Source organism: Cobetia sp. Dlab-2-AX (genome assembly GCF_024124625.1).
GTDB lineage: Bacteria > Pseudomonadota > Gammaproteobacteria > Pseudomonadales > Halomonadaceae > Cobetia.
Genome location: NZ_JAMXRV010000002.1, coordinates 272,332 through 297,154 on the forward strand (window position 1 = coordinate 272,332; position 24,823 = coordinate 297,154).

The 24,823-nt window shown below is 59.7% G+C and carries 22 protein-coding genes and 1 pseudogene; 18 read left to right on the forward strand and 5 right to left on the reverse strand.

The window, feature by feature from the left end; translation table 11 throughout:
* The first annotated feature begins 113 nt into the window (after positions 1–113).
* Positions 114–608: a phosphate-starvation-inducible PsiE family protein gene (locus tag NH396_RS04255; RefSeq protein WP_176676791.1), complete on the forward strand. Its 495-nt coding sequence runs from the start codon at positions 114–116 to the stop codon at positions 606–608.
* 558 nt (positions 609–1,166) lie between these two features.
* Here the strand turns inward: NH396_RS04255 and NH396_RS04260 are convergent.
* From NH396_RS04260 to NH396_RS04275, 4 genes are all read right to left on the reverse strand, one after another.
* Entirely contained in the window at positions 1,167–2,357 is a 1,191-nt protein-coding gene (locus NH396_RS04260; protein WP_253061949.1) for an MFS transporter, read from the reverse strand.
* Positions 2,354–2,761, reverse strand: a complete 408-nt coding sequence (locus NH396_RS04265) for a heme-binding protein (RefSeq protein WP_176676797.1) — start codon at positions 2,759–2,761, stop codon at positions 2,354–2,356. Before NH396_RS04265 ends, NH396_RS04260 begins: the two co-directional genes overlap by 4 nt.
* Positions 2,762–2,908: 147 nt before the next feature.
* On the reverse strand, positions 2,909–3,589 hold the full coding sequence (locus NH396_RS04270; RefSeq protein WP_253062194.1) for an IclR family transcriptional regulator: 681 nt from the start codon (positions 3,587–3,589) through the stop codon (positions 2,909–2,911).
* 104 nt (positions 3,590–3,693) lie between these two features.
* Positions 3,694–4,065 carry a helix-turn-helix domain-containing protein gene (locus tag NH396_RS04275; RefSeq protein ID WP_253061951.1) on the reverse strand — a complete coding sequence of 124 codons (372 nt, stop codon included), beginning with the start codon at positions 4,063–4,065 and terminating at the stop codon, positions 3,694–3,696.
* Between the two features lie 191 nt (positions 4,066–4,256).
* Between NH396_RS04275 and NH396_RS04280 the strand changes: the two genes are divergently transcribed.
* The 7 genes from NH396_RS04280 (at position 4,257) to NH396_RS04310 (ending at position 10,362) form a co-directional block, all read left to right on the forward strand.
* Positions 4,257–4,883: an NAD(P)H-dependent oxidoreductase gene (locus NH396_RS04280; protein ID WP_253061953.1), complete on the forward strand. Its 627-nt coding sequence runs from the start codon at positions 4,257–4,259 to the stop codon at positions 4,881–4,883.
* A 29-nt stretch (positions 4,884–4,912) separates the two neighbouring features.
* A complete protein-coding gene (locus NH396_RS04285; RefSeq protein ID WP_253061955.1) occupies positions 4,913–5,260 on the forward strand; it encodes a cupin domain-containing protein in 348 nt (115 codons plus the stop codon).
* A 26-nt stretch (positions 5,261–5,286) separates the two neighbouring features.
* Positions 5,287–6,087: an SDR family oxidoreductase gene (locus NH396_RS04290; protein ID WP_253061957.1), complete on the forward strand. Its 801-nt coding sequence runs from the start codon at positions 5,287–5,289 to the stop codon at positions 6,085–6,087.
* A gap of 103 nt (positions 6,088–6,190) precedes the next feature.
* On the forward strand, positions 6,191–6,907 hold the full coding sequence (locus NH396_RS04295; protein ID WP_253061959.1) for a glutathione binding-like protein: 717 nt from the start codon (positions 6,191–6,193) through the stop codon (positions 6,905–6,907).
* Positions 6,908–7,042: 135 nt separating this feature from the next.
* Positions 7,043–7,717 (forward strand): NAD(P)H-dependent oxidoreductase, encoded by a 675-nt coding sequence (locus NH396_RS04300; protein WP_253061961.1) that lies wholly within the window; start codon positions 7,043–7,045, stop codon positions 7,715–7,717.
* Positions 7,717–9,624, forward strand: coding sequence for a monovalent cation:proton antiporter-2 (CPA2) family protein (locus NH396_RS04305; RefSeq protein ID WP_253061963.1), 1,908 nt, complete (start codon positions 7,717–7,719; stop codon positions 9,622–9,624). Before NH396_RS04300 ends, NH396_RS04305 begins: the two co-directional genes overlap by 1 nt.
* 66 nt (positions 9,625–9,690) lie before the next feature.
* Positions 9,691–10,362: a DsbA family oxidoreductase gene (locus tag NH396_RS04310; protein WP_253061965.1), complete on the forward strand. Its 672-nt coding sequence runs from the start codon at positions 9,691–9,693 to the stop codon at positions 10,360–10,362.
* A 371-nt stretch (positions 10,363–10,733) separates the two neighbouring features.
* Here NH396_RS04310 and NH396_RS04315 read toward each other — a convergent pair whose 3' ends face one another.
* The gene (locus NH396_RS04315; protein ID WP_253061967.1) at positions 10,734–12,443 is read right to left on the reverse strand and encodes a sigma 54-interacting transcriptional regulator; all 1,710 of its coding nucleotides are present in this window, start codon (positions 12,441–12,443) and stop codon (positions 10,734–10,736) included.
* 284 nt (positions 12,444–12,727) lie between these two features.
* On the opposite strand from NH396_RS04315, the gene NH396_RS04320 reads away from it, so the two are divergent.
* From NH396_RS04320 to NH396_RS04360, 10 genes and pseudogenes are all read left to right on the forward strand, one after another.
* Positions 12,728–14,113 carry a xanthine/uracil/vitamin C permease gene (locus tag NH396_RS04320; RefSeq protein ID WP_152483100.1) on the forward strand — a complete coding sequence of 462 codons (1,386 nt, stop codon included), beginning with the start codon at positions 12,728–12,730 and terminating at the stop codon, positions 14,111–14,113.
* A 248-nt stretch (positions 14,114–14,361) separates the two neighbouring features.
* Positions 14,362–16,050: an FAD-dependent oxidoreductase gene (locus tag NH396_RS04325; RefSeq protein ID WP_253061969.1), complete on the forward strand. Its 1,689-nt coding sequence runs from the start codon at positions 14,362–14,364 to the stop codon at positions 16,048–16,050.
* Positions 16,051–16,132: 82 nt separating this feature from the next.
* The gene (locus NH396_RS04330) at positions 16,133–16,849 is read left to right on the forward strand and encodes an HAD family hydrolase (RefSeq protein ID WP_253061971.1); all 717 of its coding nucleotides are present in this window, start codon (positions 16,133–16,135) and stop codon (positions 16,847–16,849) included.
* A 403-nt stretch (positions 16,850–17,252) separates the two neighbouring features.
* On the forward strand, positions 17,253–18,341 hold the full coding sequence (locus tag NH396_RS04335) for an XdhC/CoxI family protein (RefSeq protein ID WP_253061973.1): 1,089 nt from the start codon (positions 17,253–17,255) through the stop codon (positions 18,339–18,341).
* A 42-nt stretch (positions 18,342–18,383) separates the two neighbouring features.
* Positions 18,384–18,875, forward strand: coding sequence for a (2Fe-2S)-binding protein (locus NH396_RS04340; protein WP_253061975.1), 492 nt, complete (start codon positions 18,384–18,386; stop codon positions 18,873–18,875).
* Position 18,876: 1 nt separating this feature from the next.
* Entirely contained in the window at positions 18,877–21,174 is a 2,298-nt protein-coding gene (locus NH396_RS04345) for a molybdopterin cofactor-binding domain-containing protein (RefSeq protein WP_253061977.1), read from the forward strand.
* Between the two features lie 2 nt (positions 21,175–21,176).
* The gene (locus NH396_RS04350) at positions 21,177–21,878 is read left to right on the forward strand and encodes a hypothetical protein (protein ID WP_253061979.1); all 702 of its coding nucleotides are present in this window, start codon (positions 21,177–21,179) and stop codon (positions 21,876–21,878) included.
* Between the two features lie 12 nt (positions 21,879–21,890).
* Positions 21,891–23,039, forward strand: a complete 1,149-nt coding sequence (locus NH396_RS04355; RefSeq protein ID WP_253061981.1) for an aminotransferase class V-fold PLP-dependent enzyme — start codon at positions 21,891–21,893, stop codon at positions 23,037–23,039.
* A 324-nt stretch (positions 23,040–23,363) separates the two neighbouring features.
* Positions 23,364–23,492 (forward strand): annotated as a pseudogene (locus NH396_RS17135) (IS630 family transposase); the annotation flags it as partial.
* A 58-nt stretch (positions 23,493–23,550) separates the two neighbouring features.
* On the forward strand, positions 23,551–24,477 hold the full coding sequence (locus NH396_RS04360) for a halocarboxylic acid dehydrogenase DehI family protein (RefSeq protein ID WP_253061983.1): 927 nt from the start codon (positions 23,551–23,553) through the stop codon (positions 24,475–24,477).
* The last annotated feature ends 346 nt before the right edge of the window (positions 24,478–24,823 follow it).

Consider the following 24,823-nt stretch of genomic DNA (forward strand, 5'->3'; position numbering starts at 1 on the left):
GATAGCGTGTCCGCTAGTAGAGGACAGCGTGTGAATCAAGCTATATTTTTCACTTTACTCAACTTACTGAGAACAATATAAAGAAAGTATGCAGCATACTAAAAGGAGATGACATGAGCTTAGACAGCAATAACCATCATCTACCTGACGCTACTGAGAAAACTCGCCATATAATTCATGAGGAGCTTCCACAGGAGCACGAGGACTCACTAATTCGCGCGCTCCACAAAGTTATTCGACTCGGCGTGAAGGTGCTAGCCTGCCTTATGGTCCTCGTGATCATCTGGGGTATTATTGACATTATATATGTATTGTATCAACAGCTGACTGCACCGCCCTATCTTTTACTTGAAGTCAGTGATATATTTCGTCTCTTTGGCGCTTTCATGGTGGTGTTAATTGCCATTGAAATATTCGTCAATATTCGATTATATCTGGGAACAGATGTTTTTCCTTTACAACTGGTCATTGCGACAGCCTTGATGGCTATTGCGAGAAAAGTAATCATCATGGACTTCGACACTATTTCTGCTCAGTATATATATGCAACTGCTGCTGTCGTCGTCTCTTTAGGAATCGCTTATTGGCTGGTGGCACACAAAAAATAATGCTGCCACGACATCAGCGCCTCGCCTTGATCAGCGGCACCTTGCCTGTCCGCTCAGCTCAAAGCCTGCGTCCCTAATACCCCATGGTGGACTTGCTCCACCATGGCCTCACATGCCGCCTTCAGCGTGTAACCCTGGTAGACCACGAATTGGGTGACTCCAAACGGAATTCCGGACTAAACCTTCTCTATTTCGTCATCATCTTCACCTGATTATCTCTGTGAGCCATCATACTCTCTAACTTAGACGGCCAGATTCACTGTGCCACTACACATTCCGTTTTCAGGATTTTGAAGAAGTGCTCTGTTGGGGCATTGTCCCAGAAATTTCCTCGGCGACTGAGACTCAGCGTCATTCCATTCGGTAGCGCAAAAGCATCAGATCTTGCCCAGCAACAGTGAATTTCCTTAATAGAATATCCACTGCCACTGGGCAAGATCAGGTGGCCAGATTCACTATCCCACTACACCACAGCTCCCCTCTCGCCTCATGGTGCGCTCTCCACCCCGCCATTGCTCCTTACAAAGGGAGCTGTATCGTAATTGAAGAAAGATTTCATCACGCCATCGCCTCAGCGTGGTGAGAGCCGTTTACCTTCCCCTGGAACCACAGCGCAACCAGCGCCAGAAGCGCCAAGCCACTACCGGCCAGCGGCGTCACCTCCAGCGCCTGCTGTGCGACCAGCGCACTCCCCACGGCGGAGCCGGCCGAGATGCCGATGTTGAACGAGGAAATGTTGAGCGCCGAGGCGAAGGCCACCGCCCGCGGCCGATGCTGCTCGGCCGTGGCCAGCATGCCGGACTGAAAGGCCGGCGACAGCCCGAAGGCCAAGGCGCCCCACACCGCCAGCCAGACCGGCATCAGCCACCTCGCCTCGCCACAGGCGTGGATGATCGCCAGGATCGCCGCCAGACCGACCAGCAACCAGGCGGCCGTGCGCCGCCAGCCGATGATGCCGACCAGCCGCCCACCCATCAGGTTACCTACGAGGGTCGCGCCACCGAAGACCACCAGCAGGCCACTGGCGGCCGCCGTGGAGAAGCCCGTCTGCTCGGTCAGCCAAGCGCTGATGTAGGTAAACAGCGGGAAGGTCGCCCCAAAGCCCAGCGCCGTCAACACCATGGTCAACACGATAACTGGATGTCCGAGGGCAGATAGCTGCTCCCTCCAACTCCCTGTGGGCTGAGCCGCCAGCGAGGCCGGAATCCAATGCCAAAGCGCGATAAGTGCGATGACCGCCAAGACTAGAATCGCCACGAAAGGCATCCGCCACCCCATGCCGTTCCCCAGCAGGCTGCCGATTGGCACGCCCACGACCATGGCCAGCGTCAGCCCCGAAAACATCAGCGCAATGGCACTGCCGGATCGCCCCTCCGGCGCCAGCCGACTGGCCACAGTGGCCCCCAAGGCGAACAGGGCACCATGCGCCACGGCGGTGGTGACACGACCGAGCATCAGGCTGGTAAAGTCCTGGGCGACGACCGACAACAGGTTGCCAATCACGAAGAGCGTCATCAGCCCCGTCAGCACCCGACGCGGCGCAAAGCGGGACAGCGTCAGCATGAGCAGCGGCGTACCGATCGCCAGGGCCAGGGCGTAGCCACTCACCAGCGCACCGGCACGATCCTGAGTGACGCCCAGATCGGAGGCGATCGCGGGCAGCACCCCGACCACGATGAACTCCGCCATGCCGATGGCAAAGGCGGCGACCGCCAATGCCAGGACGGCAGGATGCTGGCCGCGCATCATGCCGCCTCCCGGGCCATCAGGCGCGGCCCCAGCTGGGCAAGGGTCTCATCCAGTTCGACGGTCGCGCCGGCCACACCGACCGCCCCGACCACGCTCTGTTGTGCATCGCGCAGTACCACGCCGCCCCCGAAGCTGATCAGGCCTCCGTTGGTGTTCTCCAGGGTATAGATCGCCTCTCCCGGGGCGGCGATCTGGCCCAGCTGGGCACTGTCAGTCTGGAACAGCGACGCCGTGCGCGCCTTCTTGATCGCGACGTCGATACTGCCGGGGACCGCGCCATCCATACGTTCGAAGGCGACCTGAAGGCCGCTGGCATCCACGATGGCCAGCGAGACGGCGAATCCCTCATCGGCGGCGGCTTGGCGGATACCGGCGATGATGTGGTGGGCATCGTCAAGATGCATGTCATTCTCCTCAAGAATCTGGTCAAGATCAGCGCCGTCGGCGACGACGCGATGAGGAGCATGCCAATGCCGCGCAGGCAGGCATAGGAGGAGCGGCGGATGCCGACCAACATTCGACAATGTCGAACGGCGGGACGGACAGGAGAATCAGCGCGCCAGTAGCTGCTTCGCCAATCGATTCAACCGCGACGGTGACCAGCGCGAGGCCGGCCCTGCCATGCCCAGTGCCGCCACGCAGTCGCCCCGCTGCCGCAAGGGGATCGCCAGACAGCAAAGACCCGCCTCGACTTCCTCGAGATCCAGCGCGAAGCCGCGGGCGCTGACCTCCCGAAGCTGGGCCTCCTGCACATCGCTCAGGGGGCCATTGCGTCTGACCTGGCGCAGCAGGCCATCATCGTTGGCCAGGAAGACATGGCCAATGGCCGAATGACGCAGCGATTCCCGGCGCCCTCGAGGACTCTGGACACGACGCGGCTGCCGACCCTCCACGGCCTCAAGATACAGGTACTCCTGGCTACCGCAGGGAGTGGCCAGATAGACGGTCTCATCACTCAGCGCCGCAGCCTCGTCCAGCAGCGCGCGGTAGTGTTGACGGAGCTGCTCGCGCTCCTGTGCCAGAGGCTCGGCCAGCTCATCAAGTCGCAACCCGAGCCAGTAACCCTCGGACAGGCGACGCACGTAGCCCAGCGCCACCAGGGTATCCAGCAGCCCATGAACGGTAGTCTTGCTCAGGCCCGCCTCGGCACTGAGGCTCGCCAATGTCAGTGGCTTATCTGCGTGACGTAGCGCCTCCAGCAGCAGGAAGCTGCGTGATACCGACTGAATCATCCTGGTCACGAGCATGCCTCATCGTTTCGTCGGGGCCACTTCATAGGGTCTCCCAGAGGCCGCGGTATTCACCTCGTGATTCTGTACATGGTGCTTTCATGCCGTCACTCCTCCACGACATCGGCCGGTAAGGACTCGCTCCATTCGCGCAGCTCATCGAGCACCTTGATGGCCGTCTCCCCCAGCGGCGTGATCGCATATTCCACAATCACCGGGGATGTCTCGCGCACATGGCGAGAGACCAATCCCTTCGCCTCGAGGAAGCGCAGTCGCTCGGTGATCATCTTCTTGCTGGCACCGCCCACCATCCGGGCCAGGTCGTTGAACCTTACCGGCCCGTCCTTAATGTGCCACAGCAAGGACCCCGTCCACTTGCCACCGAGCACGCGCATGCCCTTCTCGATGGCGCAGGGTTCCATGCAGGGCGCCGCGACCCGGCGCCGGCCTTTCGGATCTTCCGTCACATGCGCATCCAATCGCACATCTCCTGTCGTGTCTGCCTAGAGCCAAGGGGCTCTGGACTTGCAACCGCTCGTCGATTCCCGAGTTCCCCCGGGAGATGCCACCTCAGGGCAAGCATGGTCAGTCCCGCGAAGAATAAGGTTACTAAAAGTATACTAGTTGTTTTTGGTTACCCATCGCGTCATCTTAACGCCTGCAGAGCTTGTTGATCCACTACTCGTTGCCCGTCGTGGCGGAGGATTTCATGCGTAAGGTATTGATCATCAACGGACACCAGCCCTATCCGTTTGCCAAGGGCGCGCTCAACGACAGCCTCGTCGAACGCGCGCGCTCCTGGCTGGCCGACAAGGGACACGAGGTGCGCGTCAGTCGCATCGCAGAAGGTTATGACGTCGAGGAAGCGATCGCCGATCACCAGTGGGCCGATGTCGTAATCATGCAGTTCCCGATCAACTGGATGATGGTGCCCTGGTCTTTCAAGAAGTATATGGATGAGGTCTATACCGCCGGCATGGATGGCCGCTTCTGCAACGGCGACGGCCGCACCGCCGAGAAGCCGAAGGAGAACTACGGCCTGGGCGGCACCCTCACCGGTACTGAGTACATGCTCAGCATCACGCTCAACGCCCCGGCAGAAGCCTTTGATGATCCCGACGAACGCTTCTTCGCCGGCAAGTCACTGAATGACCTGGTCGCGCCCGTGCATCTGAACGCACGCTTCTTCGACATGAGCCCACTCCCCACTTTTGGGGCCTTCGACGTGATGAAGAACCCGGATATTGCCAGTGACCTAGAGCGCTTCGAGGCTCATCTTGAGGATGTTTTTGGTTGAGCTATCCGCCACTTTAAGGAAATCACCCGATGACAACATCTCAATGGCCTGGCGCTGGGCGCCCGGTGCCGCTGGCCGACCAGGCCTCTCCAGAGTTCTATCGCGAGCTCGTCAATACCGGTGAGACAAGGCTGGTACACATGACCATGGCCCCCGGCGCCGCTGATGCGCCTCATCGCCATCCCGAAGAGATCGTCTACTTCCTTTCTGCCGGACGCCTGCGCATCGCGCTGGAAAGCGGCGATGTCGTGGAGCGTGACGTGGTGGCAGGCGACGTCATGCACAACGAGGCCTGGGCGCACCAGGTGACCAACGTTGGCGAGACTTCCGTCGAGGCCATCATTTTCGAGCGCCTGGATCGCGACGACCTGGCGTAATCCCACTTATCTCGAGGAGAGAGACGATGAAAACCATTCTGATGACCGGGGCCGGCAGCGGCCTGGCAGAAGGGGCGGCACTGGCACTGGCGCAACAAGGGCACCGGGTCATTGCCACGGTGGAAATCTGGCCCCAGGTGTCGGCCCTGAAGGAAAAGGCGCAGCAGCAGGGCGTTGACCTGGAGGTCGAGAAACTCGACATCACCGATGCCCAGGATCGCGACAGCGTCTTTGCGCGCTACGGCGCCGAGGTGGATGTCGTGGTGGCTAACGCGGCGATCGGCGAGACCGGCCCCATCGCCGAGATTCCCGTGGCGCGCGTGCGCAAGGTCTTCGAGACGAACGTCTTCTCGACGCTGGAGTTCGTGCAGCCTTACGCCAAGGCCTTCGCCGATCGCGGCCAGGGCAAGATCGTGCTGGTATCGTCCATCGCCGGCTTCACCACCTTCCCCTACCTCGCGCCCTATGTGGCGTCCAAGCATGCCTTGGAAGGGATTTCCCAGTTGCTCCATGAAGAGCTGGCACCGCTGGGCGTGAAAGTCGCCACCATCAACCCGGGCCCCTTCCGCACCGGCTTCAACGACCGCATGTACGACACCCTCGACCAGTGGTACGACCCGAAGACAAACTTCACCCCTGAGGCGCCGATCCGCGAGACCCAGCAGCTGTTCGCCGGGGACGATCTGCAGCTCGCCCCCTCCTCCATGATCGATGAGATGGTGCGCCTCATCCCGCTGGACGAGCATGCCTTCCGCAACGTGCATCCCGCACGATTCGAGGAAGACGTGAAGCGCTACCAGGAGAGCCTCTGGGACCGTCAGATGTGACCGTCCACAGGCAACCGGCCATGCGCGTCGGGCCCGATGCAAGAGGATACCGGGCCCGACGCGCAACACCCGTCATCGCGTCACCCCCATGAGGATGTTCCCCATGTCACAGCCGGATATTCACCTGTACACCGCCGCCACCATGAACGGCTACAAGCCGGTTATCTTCCTGGAAGAAGCCGAGATCCCCTACGAACTCACCTTCATCGACTTCAATAAGAAGGAGCAGAAGGCTCCCGACTACCTGAAGCTTAACCCCAATGGTCGCATTCCCACCATCGTCGATCGGGATAATGACGACTTCGCCGTGTTCGAAAGTGGCGCTATTCTGTGGTACTTGGCAGAAAAATACGGTCAGTTCCTGCCCAAGGAACCGAAGGCACGTAGCGAGACGCTGCAGTGGCTGATGTTCCAGATGGGCGGCATCGGCCCGATGATGGGGCAGGCCATGTACTTCCAGCGCATCGCTGCCCCCAATGGTCAGGAAGAACCCTTCTCGATCAAGCGTTACGTGGAGGAATCCCGTCGCCTACTGGAAGTCCTTGACACTCGCCTTCAGGGTCGAGAGTGGCTGGCGGGCGATCAATACACCATCGCCGACATGGCCACCTATCCCTGGGCACGGGCCTACGCCTGGGCCAATGTCTCGGTGGAAGGGCTCGACCATTTGAACGCTTGGTTCGAACGGCTCGATGCGCGCCCCAAGATTCAAAAGGCGTTGACGATTCCCCAGGCACGCCCCGGTTTCTGGGGAGATGCCAACGATAGCGACTTCCTTAAGGAGAATGCGGCTCGCTTTGCCTCCGACGTCAGGAAGTGAGAGCCCATCACGGCTTCACGAGAATGCTGGTCCGTGACCCCGTCAGGATAGTCGTGAGTGGCCTCACCGGGAGTGTGAGGCCATTCGCTTGGCGCTCCACAAGTGCGTGGAGATCAACGATAAAGAGAGAGTCCCATGAAGGTACTCGTCTACCTCGCTCATCCACGACCTGATCGCTCAGAGGTCAATGCCACGCTCTTTCGTCAGGCAAGCAACGCCGGACATGTGACCAGCGTCGATCTCTATGCCACCTACCCTAGCATGGACATCGACATAGACGCCGAACAGCGGCGTCTCGTGGAACATGATGTTATCGTCTTTCAGCATCCATTCTATTGGTACTCCTGCCCAGCACTGCTCAAGGAGTGGATAGACCTGGTGCTGGAATACGGCTTCGCCTATGGCCCTCAGGGACAAGCGCTCAAGGGCAAGCAGGTGATGCATGTGATCAGCTGTGGTGCCGCTCGGCATGCCTACACTCAGGCGGGCTACAAGGGCGTCACGGTGCCCGAACTCCTACGGCCTTTCAAGGCAACATGGCAGCTTTGCCAAGTTGAGTGGCTGCCCCCGCTGGTGCTGTTCGATGCCGGCAGGGCGGAGGCAGATGGGCGTCTCGATGAGCACTGCCAAGACTACCGTGCCCTGCTCGACCTGCTTCATCACACCCCTCTGGATGCCGCTCAGCTGAGCCGTCACGCGCTCTTTAATGACTACCTCAGCGACGCGCCTTTCGACACGAGCCATGAGACGTCATCGGCCGCGTCCTTGGCATCATCTCCTTCTTTTCACTCACCGCGCGGACGAAACTGATGGAATTACTGGCAGCGGGATTCGTCTATCTGGCGGCGGCCGTCATCGCCGTGCCACTGGCCAACCGTCTGGGGCTAGGATCGGTACTCGGCTACTTGATCGCCGGCGTGATCATCGGTCCGCTCTTGGGGGTCGTGGGGCAGGAAGCCACCGAGGTGCAGCACTTCGCCGAATTTGGTGTGGTGATGATGCTGTTTCTGGTCGGATTAGAACTTCAACCCTCCCAGTTGTGGGCCATGCGCTACCAGTTGGCAGGACTCGGGGGGCTCCAGGTCGTGCTCAGCACGGTGGCGATAGGCGGCGTGGCCTGGTGCTTCGGGCTTGCCTGGCAGGGTGCCTTGGCGCTCGGCATGATCCTGGCGCTGTCCTCTACGGCCATCGTGCTGCAGACCCTTCACGAGAAAGGGCTGATGACGACTCACGGCGGTCAAAGTGCTTTTTCGGTACTGCTCACTCAGGACATTGCCGTCATTCCCATGCTCGCCTTGATGCCACTGCTGGCGGTGACCGGAGCGAGTCAGGGCCATGAGGGCAGCCAGGCGGCACATGGAGATACCGAAGCCAGCACCCACGGGCAGTTAGCACACCTCTTCTCGACACTGCCGGACTGGCTACAGGTGGTCATCATTCTCGCCGTGATTGGCGGGATCATTCTGGCAGGGCGTCTTCTGATGCGCCCCCTGCTGCGCTTCATCGCCCAGAGTGGCCTGCGCGAGATATTCACCGCGGCGGCCCTGCTGCTGGTGATCGGCATCGCCCTGCTCATGTCCCTGGTGGGCCTATCACCGGCACTCGGAACCTTCCTCGCCGGTGTCGTGCTTTCGGACAGCGAGTACCGCCATGAGTTGGAAAGTGATGTGGAGCCCTTCAAGGGACTGTTGCTGGGCCTGTTCTTCATCACCGTGGGCGCCACCATCGATGTCGGCCTGCTGATGTCCGAGGCCACCGCCGTGGTGTCGATCGCCCTTGGACTGCTCCTGTTCAAGGGCAGCATCCTGTTTGCCCTCGCCTCCCTGTTCGGACTGCGCGGGGCCAACCGCTGGCTGTTTGCCCTGGGGCTGGCCCAGGCCGGGGAATTCGCGTTCGTATTGTTTGCCTTCGCCACCAGCAGCGGAGTTCTTGACGACGAGATCACCCGCATCATGACCCTGGCCGTGGCCCTGACCATGCTGATGACGCCGCTGCTGTTTATCCTGTTCGAGAAAGTGTTGGCTCCCCGTGCCCAACAAAGCAGCACTGGTGAAAGCCCTACGATCGACCAGCGCGAGTCCATCGTGGTGGCCGGCATGGGACGCTTCGGTCAGATCGTGGCACGGTTGCTTACCTCACGAGGTCATGAAGTCACCATTCTCGACCATGACCCGGAAACCATCGAACACCTCGCCAGGATTGGTTTCCGGGTCTACTACGGCGACGCCACGCGCCCTGATCTGTTGGAGTCGGCAGGACTCCCGTCGGCGTCCCTGCTGATTGCAGCGTTGGACGACCGCGACAAACAGACTCGCCTGGTCGAGCAGGTGGCTAACCGATGGCCCCATGTCACGGTCCTGGCCCGAGCCCACGATCGCCACCATGTTTATGAGCTTGAGAAGGCCGGCGCCCATCATGTCGAACGAGAGACATTCGAAAGCGCCCTGCACCTTGGCGGAGAGGCGCTGACAGTCCTGGGAGAACACCCGTTCGCTGCTCGCAAGGCGACCAATCGCTTTCGTCAACACGACCTCCAGAGCCTGGATGAACTACGCGGAGCCTGGGCAGAGGAAGGGGTCTCCGGTCGATACATCGATGCGATGCGGGCCCAGCACGGCATGCTGGCGCAGGTCATGCAAAGCGATCGGAAAGACGATGCCCTCTCTCGGTCTGAACGCGGCTGGACTCCACCGCCAGATGGCGATGCCACACAATGACCCCCTGGAACTCCTTTCAGGCAGTTGTATCGGCTTGATTATCAACCACTCCATCGGAGCATCCTCATGACACTCCCATCCCCGACCATCAACGTGGATATCGTCTCGGACGTCGTCTGCCCCTGGTGCGTCATCGGCTACCACCAGCTGGCCGAGGCGTCACGCCTGAGCGACATCCCGCTCGAGGTGCGCTGGCACCCGTTCGAACTCAATCCCCAGATGGCCGCCGAAGGCGAAAACCTGCGTGAGCACCTCGCGGCCAAGTACGGCACCACCCCCGAGGGCTCTCGCCAGGCCCGGGAAAAACTCACCGCCATGGGGGCCGAGCTGGGCTTCACCTTCCACTACACCGACGATATGCGCATGGTGAACACCTTTCGCGCCCACCAGCTGATCGACTGGGCCGAACAGCAAGGCCACGATGCGGGGCATCGCATGAAGCTGGCCCTCTTCAGCGCCTTCTTCACCGAGCGCCGGGACCTGCATCGCATCGAGGTCCTGGCAGACATTGCCGCTGTCCTCGGCCACGACAAAGCGGCGGTCACGGCCATGCTGGAAGCCGGGGACAGGGCGGACAGCGTGCGAGAGCGTCAGGCCTACTGGCGCCGCCAGGGTATCAGCGGCGTGCCGGCCATGGTGTTCAACCATCGCTATCTGGTCACTGGCGCCCAGGGCGTGGACAATTACCGGGAAGTGCTGAAGCAGGTGACCGCCGAGCAGACCGATCATGCCCATTGAGCAGAGAGGCATGCTGCCGAGAGTGGCTCCCCGAGCAGGGAGCTCCTCAATCCCGGACACGCGAAAAAGCTCCCAGGCACAGCCAGGCTCACTCGGTGATAGCGCGCTCGCACCGAGTGAGCCACTCGATCAGGCTCGGGCCTCCCCCATTGAATAAGGACATTTCCCATGATCAGCGCCAACGATATCAACGCCATGCTGGCCGAGCACTGGCCAAGCTGTCCGTTCACCTGTGAGCGACTCGCCATCTGGATGGATGGACTATGAAAGCCAATCCTGTGCGATCGCTCAGGGCGTCTATATCCTCCCCGCCTGATTCTCCGAGCCCGACACCTACTCGTCATTCGGACCCGGGCGGCACGTGACCCGACTCAAGAGCGCGAGTGTTTCAACTTGCGCTTGATGGTGGACTCGCTGATCCCAGTGGCCGCCGCCACCTTTCTGATGCTGCCGAAGTGCGCCACTGCTTCGTCGAGAATGTCCGCCTCGAACTGCCCGACGGTCTGCTTTAGCCGATCAGCGCTGAGCGACCCCACCAGGTCAGCAGGCACCTCTCCCACCTGTGTCGCAGGTTCTTCCTGTGCCAGGGGAATATCGTCGGCTGCAATCTGATCGGACGTGCTGACCACCATCACACGCTCGACCAGATTACGCAGTTCTCGCACGTTGCCCGGCCAGCCGTGAGATACTAATCTCTCCATCGCCTCGGGCGAGAACCGTCTGTTCAGTCCGTACTTGTCGTTGAAATACTCGAGAAAATGGAAGGTCAGCCCGATAATGTCCTCTGGCCTGTCGCGAAGCGGTGGAACCTCCACGGGGACCACACTCAAACGGTAGAACAGGTCTTCGCGAAAAAGCCCCTCCTTGACCCTGTCCGCGAGATTTCGGTTGGTCGCAGCGATAATGCGAAAGTCGGCATGAATGCTCTTGGTGCCACCCACCCGGGTGAAAGTGTGATCCTGGAGTACCCGCAACATCTTGACCTGAAGATCCATCGGCATCTCGCCAATCTCATCAAGAAAAAGACTTCCCCCATCGGCCAGTTCCAGCAGTCCTTTCTTGCCGGTCTTTCTCGATCCGGTGAAGGCACCTTCCTCGTACCCGAACAGCTCCGACTCCAGCAGCTCTCCCGGAATGGCCCCACAATTGATTTCAAGTAGGGGACCATCGCGACGGCTGCTGTTACGATGCACCAGGCCCGCCACCACCTCCTTGCCCACACCAGACTCACCCGTGATCAGGATAGTGGTGTCGAAACGTGCCACGCGAATCACCATGTCGACCACGTGCTGCATCCGATCGCTACGCCAGACCAGATCTCCTTCCTTTCCCTCTTCCTTTCTAAGCCGTGTCAATTCGCTCTCATAGCGTTCGATAACCTTTTCGGCGCTGTCGAGACGTTCCTTCAGTTCGAACAGTTCGGTGATGTCTCTCGAGTTGATGATGACCTTGCGTACCTTGCCATCCTTGCCCATCAAGGGAATACCTGTCGCCAGCACACGCTTGCCGGACTTCGTCGTCTGCATGGCCGTTGTTCGCTGCCGGGTGGTGATTACCTTCCAGGTAATCAGGGGCCGGACATATCCCTGACGTTCCAGCTCGGAAGCATTGCGACCGATGAAGTTACGCGCACTCAGCCCATAACAGCGTTCGAAGCCATCATTCATCCACAGCGTCTTTCCTTCGCCATCGGCGACATAGATGCCATCGAAGCAGTTCTGAAAGATCTCGACGAAATCATTGTAGGACTGGCGTAACTCCTGGAGGTCGGGGTCGATACCGGTCAGGTAATGGTCAGGCAGAAAGATGATGACTTTGGACGCCTCGTCCGCGTAGACGTCGACATTGAACAGTACTCCATCGATATCAACCCATCGGCTGAGACTTGTCCCCGTCTCCGCCTCATCGAGAAAGGCTAGCTCAGGATAACGGGACAGCAGTATTGACACCTCGGAGTAAACGTCTCCAAAGACGCTGCGTAGGGCACGGTTCATATATGTAACGGCGCCACCCTCGATCTGCATGTACCCATGTGGTAACCGGTCAAGAATGGTCGTTTCGCTGACTGCCATGCTGTTCATGCCTCTGTCGCTCCCCGCGGCTGGTGAGAGAACCTGGCCTCAGCATACCCCGGAGGCGGGGTCAAAATAGCCCCCTATGAAGGTCGAAACTGGCCCCAGCCAACACACCCCAGTGCCAAGGAAAAATGTAATATCTTGATTTTTATATTTTTTATAAGTTGGCATCGTTCTTGCTCTTCCATTGAACGGACGGCGAAAGGGGCGCACGCCAGCAGTCGAGAAGCGTTCCTCCGACCGTGAACCCTCTCCCCATGGGAAAATAACGACAAGACAAGGTGACAACGATGCCTATCTACCAACGCACACACGGTGAGGAGCACCCCTACTGGCCAGCGGGCCCCTTCAAGATTCGCCTGCCCTTCATCCACTATCGCTGGGAATGGCCCGAAACGATCCAGGCCCTGATCATGTTCGTGGTGGCCATGGCCGCCATTCCCCTGCTCGAGACGTACCTGGGCTTGCCCTACGAGGTGGCGCTTGCCTACGTCACAGTCTGTGGCATCGGCTTTCTGCTGCCGAACCTCCTCGGCGTCCCCTACGTACCGGGGTGGATCACGCCGGCGGTGCCCGTCGTCATTCTCTACCTGCAGAACTTTGAACCCGGCCCCGAGGCCATACGCGCCCTGGTCGGACTCCAGCTCATCGTGACACTGATCTTCTTCATCCTGGGCATCACGCGTCTGGGCAGCAAGCTGGTGGAGGTGATTCCCGACTCCATCAAGGGCGGTATCCTCCTGGGGGCCGGCATTGCCGCCATCAGCGGCGAGATCAGCGCCGGCGGCCGCCTCGCCGAGACGCCACTGTCGCTGATACTGGGCAGCATCGTGACCGCCTATGTGCTGTTCTCACTGTCCTTCCGCGACTGGGTGGAGGAACATCGCTGGGCCAAGACCATCGCCAGCTATGGCATGGTACCCGGAGCCCTCGTGGCAATGGGCATCGGCTGGAGCGCCGGCGAGTATCCCTTGCCCGACATCGAACTTGGCCTCGCCTTGCCCGACTTTTCCGAGATCTGGGGCTATCTGCCGTTCACCGTCGGCTGGCCTAGTCTGGAAATGCTGTGGATGGCCATTCCCACGGCCGTCATCGCCTACATCATCGCCTTCGGCGATATCATCGTCGGCCGGACGCTGCTCAAGCGCGCCGATCACCTGCGTCAGGATGAAGTCATCGAGGACAACGTCGACCGTGTCCACCTAGTCACCGCCATTCGGAATCTGATGCACTCGCTGTTCGCTCCTTACCCGGGCCTGGCGGGCCCCCTGTTTACCGGAGGTATGGCTACCATCGCCGAACGCTACCGCTATGGACGCTCCGCCATGGACACCATCTACTCCGGCGCCGGCGTTTTCTGGATCGTGGCGCTGCTTGCGCTGTTCGTGCTCCCCCTGGTCACCATCGTCAAGCCGGTGCTGCCGATTGCACTTTCCCTGACGCTGCTGATCACCGGCTACCTGTGCATCTCGGTGGGGGTCGAGCAGATCAAGAGCTCGACCGCCATGGGCGTTGCCGGCACGATGGGCATCGTGCTCGCGGTACATGGCGCCGCCTATGGCCTGATTGCCGGAGTGGTGCTCTACCTGCTGCTGGAACGCCGTCGCAAACCGAGTGCAGAGAAATGCGGCGATATGGCGATGCCGCTGAAGGAGTCCTCCCTCGACAATACATGACGCCTGATCGGCGCAAGTCCTTCGAACCGCATGGCCTGGCCATGCGGTTTTTTGTTGATCACCCTGGCCACGGCTTACCGGTCCATAAATGACCCCATCGCGAGGTCATTTCCTACCCGGCAGGGTGTGGAGCACCGCCACTCTCACCATCAACTTATTGTTTTTAATCGAATATCAGTATTGGCATGCCACTTGCTATGTCTAATCGAGGCAACAACATCGACAACCCCCTCAGCGAGGACTACGCCATGCAAGACGTTATCGAAACCGACGTGCTGGTCATCGGAGAAGGCGCGGCAGGCCTTACCGCCGCTCTCGCCGCCCATGAACAGGGTGCGCAGGTCACCCTGCTGTACAGCGGCCAGGCCTCCTCGACGGCGATCTCGACCGGATTCGTGACCTACGCGGCCCATGAGGACATTTCTCAGGATGACATCCTCGAGGCCATGGCCCATACCACCGGCAAGGGCCTGTGTGACATGCCCCTGCTGGAGCGACTCGTGCGTGAAGGGCCGCTGGAAATGGCCGAGACCATCGAGAGCTACGAGATCCCCGTAGACAAGGCCCCGCGGGGCTATCGCGTGAAACGGTCCACCGGGCGCCGTGGCAAGGACATGCTGAATGAGGATTACGGCGCGGACGGTGCCAACGATATGACCGGGCTGATGATGGAATTTTCCTCCACCCACGGCACCGCGCTCTTCTCGCAGCTCCGCAAGGCCATCAGGAAGACGGATGTCCAGCGCTTGCGAGGCAGCGCCCTGAGTCTGTCGGCAGAAGGCCCCAGCGCCTGGGCCATCATCGATGGCAAGGCGGTCAAGATTGCCGCCCGCGCAGTCATCATCGCCACTGGCGGCATGCAGGGGGTCTACGACTTCACCGATACGCCTCGGAACCTGCTCGGTGACGGCCAGGCCATGGCGCTGGAGGCGGGCGCCAGCCTGGTCGACATGGAGTTCATCCAGTTCTATCCGCTGGCCGTGTGCGAGGAGGGGGTGCCGGCCATTTTCATGTACCCGGACTACCCGGAAACCGCGGTGCTTATCAACTCGGATGGCGAAGACCTGATCGAGAAGCACATCGGCGGTTCCACCACCCTCGGCGCCCTGCACAACTGGGACCAGTTGAGCTTCATCATGCAGTCCGAAATCGTCAGAGGGCAGAAGGTCTACGTCGACTTTCGCCACACTCGCGAAGAGGAATGGGCCCCCGACTCGCTCACCGCCACCTTCCTCTCGAAATACATCCCCGACTTCCGTCAGCGTGCCATCGGGGTCGCGCCCTCCTCGCACTACACCATCGGCGGCATTCAGGTGGATATCAACGGCCAGACGCGACTGCCCGGTATCTACGCCTGCGGCGAGGTGGCCGGCGGGATCCACGGTGCCAACCGCCATGGCGGCACCGCCCTGGTGGAGGCCATCACCTACGGACGCATCAGCGGACGCCACGCCGCTCACCACCTTCGTCCCAGAACGCCCGCCAGCCTCGCGCGGGAGGATGCACCGGTCACGACAAGCGCCGGTACGCCGGCGAGGGTGGACGAGGCGCTTGATCGCATTCGCCGCATCAACCAGCACGCCCTGGGGCCCTTCCGGTCGGCAGCGCTGCTGCAGGCGGCGCGCGGCGACATCGCGGCGCTGCAGCGCGAGGTCGATGGCTTTGGCTGGCAGAGCCTCGATGAATACGCGGCCATCCTGCGCGTGAAGCGGGTGCTCATGCTGTCCGAGGCCATGAGGCAAAGCATGCTGAGGCGCACGGAGACCCGCGGCACCCATACCCGCTCCGACTACCCGGAGGCGAGCCGCGGCTGGCTGAAGAAACAGCTGGTCAGGCTGTCCCGGGACGACGGGCTGGTGTTGGACGACGTCATTCTCAGCCAGTACAGCGACTCGCCGGCAGGCTCCGTCCACGAGAGGGAGGCCAGCCAAGCCTGAGTCGTTCAGGGCCTGACAGCGCTCAGGCCCTTCCACAAGATCTTCTGGATCGCCCATGCACCACGACACGCAAGGAGACGTCATGAGCCTATCGGACGTCCAAGCCCTCACCTTCGACACGGGAGGCACGGTCCTCGATTGGCACCGAGGCTTTAAAGAGGCGTTTCATCGAGTGGGAATACGCCACGGCCTTGAGCGCGACTGGTCGTCTCTGACCAACGAGCTACGCCGCCGCTCCATGAACAGGATGCTGAATGCCGGAGAAAAGCATCCGCCGAGTCAGAACATGGATGGGGTGCATCGCGAAGTGCTGGATGCCTTGCTCGACGATGCCGGACTGGAGTGCTTCAGCGAGGCAGATCGCCACCACATAGCCTACGATGCGCCGCACGCCTTCGAATGCTGGACGGGCTTCGCCGAGATGCTTGGGGAATTGCGAGGCAACTTCATGGTCGCTTCGTTTTCCATCCTCAGCTACCGCATGATCCTGGATACGGCGAAGCACAATCGCCTCAATTGGGATGCAGTGTTCTCCTGTGAGGGCCTCGGCAAGTACAAGCTCCTGCCCCAGGCCTATCTGACGGTCGCCGAGTACCTGCAGCTGCAACCCGAGCAGTGCTGCATGGTGGCCTGCCACGAGTACGACCTGGACGCGGCACGCGCCGTCGGCTTCAAGACGGCGTATCTTCATCGCCCAGAAGAGTGGGGCACAGACATGCCCCCGCCACTGCCCACCGCGCCCGATATCGTGGCAGAAAGCCATGCGCAGTTACTCGACGCGCTCACGATTGGCCAGTGAGGTGCCGCATGAAGACACCATCAAGCGACATGGCGACGAGAAGTGTCAATGACCATCAGAAGTGAACCACCAGCGGTTGTTATTTACCAAGCGGGTGGTCAATCACACGGGACCCGACACCTAGAGATTAAAGATCCTGGCGAGGAGCCGATAGTGGGTCAATCAGACAAGAACGTGACCCGACCGCCACTCACAAGATTTGACGATAACTCATTTTTTTTATTGAACCTTTCCAGGTATGCGCCATTGCGGGGCGGTTGGTTACCAAAAGGTAACTAGTTGGAGCCCCGTGATTCGTCCGCTATATAGATACCTACACCCACTCCACTTGCAGCCCCCCACCCTGCCGCCGGTCCAGACGCATCGGCCGATAGCGGATGCTAAAGATGGGATTTGAAAACTTATGGGAAATCACATAAGCCACATTCTTTCAACATGGATCGGTTTGAAAGATACGACAGACTGGGTGCTCGGAACGGTATTCAGCACCGTGGGCTCCAGCTACCGCAAGCCCGGAGCGATGATGATGTTCAGCGGCCAGGGCCATCAACTTGGCTTGCTGAGCGGCGGCTGCCTGGAAAGCGACATCCAGCGACACGCCCGGCGCGTCATGCTCTCCGGTAAGTCTCTCCAGCTTGAATACGATGGCAACAATGAAGACGACATCTCGTTCCAGCTCGGCATTGGCTGTGGCGGGGTTGTGCGCATTCTTCTGCAGCCAGTCTCTGTCAGCAACGGATATCTGCAACTGGAAGACATGTTCTACGCCCTGGCCGGAAAAAGAACCGGCTACTACCACGTTGACCTCGCGCAACGGGTTAGTGAATTCACCAATCGATTTCAGACCGGATCCGTCGGCCAAGGGGACAAGGCGTCTCTGAACACCTCGGTTGGCGCCTCGGAGCTGCGCATTCCGGTGCGTCCCGTGCCTCACCTGTTGATCGCCGGTGGCGGCGTGGACGCAAGACCACTGGCACGGATTGCCACGGAACTGGGGTGGTCCGTCACAGTCTGGGACCCCCGCCCCGCCAACGCCAGAGAAGAGTACTTCGAAACCGTCTCCCACCTGGTAAGGGGTGACCTGTGGGCTCTCGCCACTCATGTGTCCACCCACCCGGTGAACGCTGCCGTCATTATGACACACAGCATATCGCTGGATGCTGCCGCGCTGGGCTTTATAGCCGACCTTAACCCGGCTTATGCAGCCTTGCTTGGGCCATCACACCGACGCCAGGAGGTGCTCGCTAAAGCCGGGCTTGAAAAGTCGGTAACGGCACAGATCCTGGCAGGTCCAGCGGGCCTGGATCTTGGAGGCGAGCTACCGGAAACCATTGCCCTGGCAATTCTTGCCGAATGCCAGGCGAAACTGAGCGGGCATTCCGCTGCAAGCCTGAGCTTTCAGCTCGCTACGCCCTCGCCCGCGTTCGATGCGGCCGAATCGTTCCATCCACATTTTCCGTATCAGGGGACTTGCCCAACCGGGCCGTCTTAAACCGCTAATAATTACGACGCCCTGATGGGCAAGGAGCACCTGATGATTGAGTTTATCCTGAACGGAGAGAAAGTTGTCTCCGAAGCGTCGGAAGACACCCCTTTGCTGTGGGTGATCCGTGATGAATTCAAGCTGAAAGGCACCAAGTTCGGCTGCGGCATTGCCATGTGTGGTGCTTGCACGGTTCATGTCAACGGCGGCGCAATGCGTTCCTGCTCGTTCCCGGTCGGTCAGGTACGAGGCGCCCATGTCACCACCATTGAAGGCCTCAATAACGAACATCCGGTCCAGAAAGCCTGGGTTGAAGAGCAAGTCCCACAGTGCGGTTACTGCCAATCCGGCCAGATCATGCAGGCCGCCACCCTGCTGGAATACAATTCCACGCCTTCTGAGAGCGATATCGTTAATCACATGAGCGCGAATCTTTGCCGGTGCATGGCCTACAAGCGAATCAAGAATGCAGTGAAACGCGCGGCGGCAGAAATAAATGCTGGTATTTACGACCCCAAAACCGACCAGCAGCGGGAGGCCTAAAATGCAATCCATTAAGGCACTGAAACAAAAAGGTACCAACCTGTCCCGGCGGAATTTCCTTATTGGATCCGTCTCCAGCGCTCTGATGATGGCGTTCGCTCCCGGAGCGTTGGCAGCCAGCGTGTCCGCTAAGGAGTCACTTCAAGAAAAGGTTTTCTCCCCGACCATCTGGTTTGAAATCGATCAGTCTGGTCAAGTGTTGGTGAACATTGCGAAGTCCGAAATGGGCCAGCACGTTGGCACCGCCCTCGCCCGCATCGTGGCGGATGAACTGGGAGCAGACTGGTCCAGAGTGGCCATCCATCACGTCGACACCGATCCGAAGTGGGGCTTCATGGTGACCGGCGGTTCATGGTCGATTTTCACCTCGTTCAAACCGCTGTCCCAGGCCGGCGCTGCTGGACGCATGGCACTAATTGACGCCGCTGCACGTATCCACGGGGTCGACCCCGCACAGTGCGACACCGAAAACGGCTTCGTTATCACTCCCAAAGGTCGGATTGACTTCGGCGATCTGGTGCAGACAGTCACCTTCGACCAGGTTTTTGATCAGGAAACCCTGGACCAGCTTCCACTCAAGCAAAAAACCAACTACAAGCTGATCGGAACCGACTTCCGGGCCCTGGATATTCCGGCCAAAACCAACGGCACCGCCACCTACGGCATAGACGTTGAAATTGACGGCATGGTGTACGCTCGTCCCATCGTGCCACCCACCCGTTATGGCAGCCGGGTGATAAAGGTAGACGATTCTGCCGCCACCTCCCTGCCGGGATATCTTGGTTACGAGATACTGCAGGACCCTTCCAACGAGCTTCAGGGCTGGGTATCGGTTCTGGCCGAGGATTACTACACCGCACTGAAGGTGGGCAACGCTGTCAAAGTCGACTACGAGGCCGGCCCCACGGCCAATGTGACCGAAGAGGATATCCTTGCCGAAGGCGAGCGCCAGGTACACGATCCGGACTCCGGCTTCCTCTTCGTCAAAGAAGGCGATGTGGAACAAGCCCTGCAGCAGGCCGAAAGCGAGATCAACAGTCTGTACCGAACCAACTCGGCACTGCATTTCGCCCTCGAACCGCTGAACGCTACCGCCCTGTTCAGGGACGGCACCTGGCATATTCACGGTGGCAACCAGTGGCAATCCCTGACCATTCCGAGCATTGCAGCCGCGCTGGAGGTGGATCCTTCGCAGGTGATTATTCACCAGTACTACCTGGGTGGCGGGTTTGGTCGTCGGTTGTGGGGGGATTACATGATTCCCGCCGCACTCACCGCGAAGCAGTTCGGCAAGCCGGTCAAATTGCTGTTCACTCGTGAAGACGACACCCGGTTCGATCAGGTCCGATCGCCCTCTGTGTCGCGTTTCCAAGCTAGCTTCGATGCCGGGCGCAAATTTTCAGGCATGGATCATGCGTTCTCGGCTGGCTGGCCGTCACTGGATATGGCGCCATCGTTCATGCCCGAGAGCCTGGACAAGAAAGGCAAAATCGACCCCTTCTCTGCCAGCGGTGCCGACCACTGGTACACCATGCCGAGTCACCGGGCTCGAGCTATCAACAACGAGCTAGCACAAAAGACCTTCCTGCCGGGGTGGCTGCGCTCCGTCGGCCAGGGCTGGATAGTCTGGGGGCTGGAGTCCTTTATTGACGAAACTGCGCACCACGCCGGCGTGGACCCTCTGGAATTCCGGCTGGGCATGCTCGATGGTGCAGGCCATCAGGCCGGTAAGGCGCCGGAAAGCGTCGGCGGCGCCACCCGCTTGCGCCATACCCTGGAGCTGCTACGGGAACGGATCGACTATGGTCGCGAGCTGCCGGCTGACGAAGGCATTGGCATCTCGGCCACTGCCGGCCAGGAGCGGACCATGCCCGCCTGGATTGCTACCGCGGCCCACGTCCACGTTGATCGTGGAACCGGTCGCATTACCGTTAAGAAAGTCACCATGGTGGTCGACGCCGGTGTGATTGTGCATCCTGACGGCGCCCTCGCCCAGCTCGAAGGCAGCGTTTTCTGGGGCACCAGTCTGGCCCTGCACGAATCCACCGAAATCCAGGATGGTGAGGTCAAGGATCTCAATCTCCATACCTATTTACCGCTGCGAATGAACGAAATCCCGGAACTGGACATCGAGCTGGTGGACAGTGAAGAGTTTCCGACCGGACTCGGTGAACCCGGGGTTATCGGCGTTGCGCCAGCCATTGGCAACGCCGTATTCAACGCCGTGGGCGTGCGCCTGCGGGATCTCCCAATGAGACCTCAGCACGTTCTCGATGCTTTGGCCAACAAGGTGAGCTGATCATGGAAAATAAACGCTTCGGGGGGATTGTGCCCGCCATAACCCTGATGATGGCCAGCCTGTTGACACCGCATCTGGCCCAGGCTGACGCTTATGAGGACTTTATGTCCGAGCCAAGCGAACAAACAGCCTTCTCGTACCTGCACCAGGTGGCCACCCACCCGCGCTGCGCCAACTGCCACGGAAAGATCATTGATGGCTACCACCGTCCCACTGTAGGTGACGAGCAGCGTCCGCATCCGATGAACATTACCTTTGCAAACAACCTCCGCCTTACAGTAGAGGGGCATGAATTCAAGGAGGTTCCGAACAGCAGTCAGCCGGTCAACTGTCGCAACTGCCACGCCGATACCAATGGCCAGAACGCTGGTATGCCGCCTGGAGCCGCAAATGATCTGATGCCCGGTTTCGTCTGGCACATGCCGCCCCCCACCATGATCATCGAGGATGGCATTACCCCTCAGCAGTTGTGTGAGAATTGGCTCGACCCGGCCAAGAACAGCAACCTGGCCTTCCGGGGTGGCAAGGATGATCTGGTGACCTTTGAAAAAGAGTTTGTTCACCATGTTCGCGACGACCCACTCGTTCGGTGGTCGTGGCAGCCCGGTCCCGGCCGCACGGCCGCGCCCGGTGAACACGCTGACTTTGTCCGCGCCATGCAACTCTGGATTGATGGTGGTGCGAACTGCCCTCAAACCATGTAGATGGGTGTTCCGGTGAGCATAGCCCACTCAACAATCTATCTTGATTACGCGGCAACAACGCCGGTCGACGATGCAGTCATTCAGGCGATGAATGACTGCATGTCATTCCGAGGGGCGTTCGGTAACCCTGCGTCCGATCATCACGAATACGGATGGCAAGCCAACGATCTGGTCCAGTTGGCTCGTGAACAGGTCGCTGGATTGATTCAGGCGCGTCCGGCGGAGATCATCTTCACTTCCGGCGCCACGGAGTCCATCAATCTGGCCCTCAAGGGCGCGGCCCTTCATGCCGGGCATAAACGGCGCCATATCATCACCTCGGCGGCGGAACACAAAGCAACTCTGGACACCTGCGCAAGCCTGGAGCAGCAGGGGTTCCGGGTTACCTATCTGAAACCCGGCGCGACCGGCCTGCTGTCCAGAGCACAGCTCGAACAGGCAATGACCGACGACACACTCCTGGTCAGCCTGCTTCACGTAAACAACGAAACCGGCGTGATACAGGATCTGTCTCACATCGATACGCTGTGCCACTCCCGCGGCATCCTGTTACACGTTGATGCTTCTCAGAGCGTGGGTAAGCTCCGTATCGATCTCGCCAACACCTCTATCGATTTCATGTCTTTCTCGGCACACAAGCTTTATGGCCCCAAGGGCATAGGTGCACTATACGTACGCAAATCGTCGAGAAAACACCTGACCCCAATTCTACATGGCGGAGGTCAGCAGTATGGTCTGAGATCGGGCACTCTACCGACACAGCAGATTGTCGGCCTTGGCAAGGCCTGCGAGATTGCAGTGGCCAGAATGCCACAGGACTTCGAGCACCTGAGGACACTGTATAACCTGCTGACTGAACGAGTTGCCGGCCTGGAAGGGATAGTGCTGAATGGCGATCAAATGTCGCACTTCCCCGGCATCCTCAATTTGTCTTTCATCGGACAGGATGGTGAGGCCTTATTGATGAAACTCAAGAGACTGGCCGTTTCAACAGGTTCCGCCTGCTCATCGGCTGATCGCTCACCTTCTCACGTCCTGCTCGCCATGGGGGCCAGCCGGGCTCAGGCTCACAGTTCTATTCGCGTAAGCTTTGGTCGCTTCACCAGTGCGGATGCCGTAACCCAGGCGGCAGATGAGCTCTGCAAGGCGCTGCAAAACTAGCTCTTGCTTCCGCTTGACCAGACATCGGTTGACTAGCGTAGTGTTTCACAATTAAGCAATATAAATATGGCCTATCCTTATACCAGAATTCCGCAGCACTTCTGAAGGTATCATGGCAAAGCGAGGTCGGCCTGCCACCCAAATAACCTTCACAACGATCAGTTGTCTGAGCTGAATCGCCGGGCCGCTGCCCTGAAATGGCGTGCCGATGAGCAGTTTCGCGCCTTGATCATATTGGGTTGCAAATACGGAGAGCCGGGCACGTCTATTGGCAAGAGATTGGGCATTACTGCACAAACGGTCTCGAAGTAGAGGCGTCGCTTTGCTGAGTATGGTCTGGACGGTCTGAATGATGAAGTTCGTAGTGGCCGTCCACGATCAATTTCCGACGAAGTGGCTCAGAAAGTCATTGATCGGGTCCGCCATGAAAAGCCCGAGGATGCCAGCCACTGAAGCCAGAAAACCATGCGCAGTTACTCGACGCGCTAACAATTGGCCAGCGAGGTGCCACATGAAGACACCATCAAACGACATGACGACGAGGGGATCCACCAGCATGGCCGCGATGCTACCGCGGCGTCTTCCCGACCCGCTTCCCACCATACACCCTGTGGCAGAGAGAGAGGCGGATGGGCCATTGCAGGCCACCTATGAAGACACCAAGCGCATACTCCAGGTGCCCTGGATGGGCGTCGTCACCATGGCGTTTGCTCACTATCCACGTTTCTATGCCACGCTCTGGCAGGGGCTTCGCCCCCTGTATGAGTCACGGCAATTCATCGAGGCCTGTCGGCGTCTCCGCACCCGGGTAGAGCACCATGCCAGCCAGCTGGCTCCCAGCCCCCTCGTCGCCGATCTCCTCGAGGAGGGATACTCGCATCGAGAGCTTGAGGAGATTCGAGCGCTCATCGAGGTGTTCTCCCACGGCAACATGCCCTACCTGCTGATCGCCAGCCAAGCGCGCACCTTGATGGAAGGCCTGCCACTCTCCAAGGCGACCGAGGTGACGCCCGCCCCAACGACGTCCCCAACGAAGACGGTAAGACTCATCCTGATGGAAACCCATCACGGCAACAGCGAACTGCAGGCGTTGTACCGGCAGATCCGAACGACGCTCGGATTGCCCTTCGTCAACACGGACTATCGCGCCCTGGCGCGATGGCCCGGCTACTTCACCCGCGCCTGGCACGACCTCGCCCCTCGAATCGATAGCGAGGCGTATCGAGCGATCACCCAGGACGTTCACGTGACCGCCCTAGAACTGGCTGCCGAACTTCCCAACCCCAATCAACTGCTACCCGAGCAGCTCACGGCAGCGGCGGTACAAGATGCCAGCCACGAGGAGGTACTCGAAGTCACTCGGCTGTTCCACTACCTGCTACCTGGCCTGGTGACCAACGTAGCCTTTTTCCGCGCTCAGCTTCTGTCTCCTGAATAGGGAGGGCCTGCCCTGCAGCCCGCAGTCCTGGAGCGGCAAAGCGGCAAAGCGGCAAAGCGGCAACCGAATTGCACCCGGCCCACAAGCAGATGTCACATCACATTCGCCGGTCTCGAGCGTGGCGCGGCACACGAAGAGCGCCGCGCCTAAGGCCTGGCGTATGCTCGTGACTGAGCGCGAGGCGCCCGACCGGCGCCGAAACGTGCTGTTCCCGATAGGACACATGCAAGAGCAGCAGAAGGTGTCGGTCCTTGTCAGCATTATTCGCGTTTCGAATATCCCTTATCGAAATTCATCAGTTCTCGAATACAGCCTCTCCCCTTAGCATGGAGACCAACAATGTCGC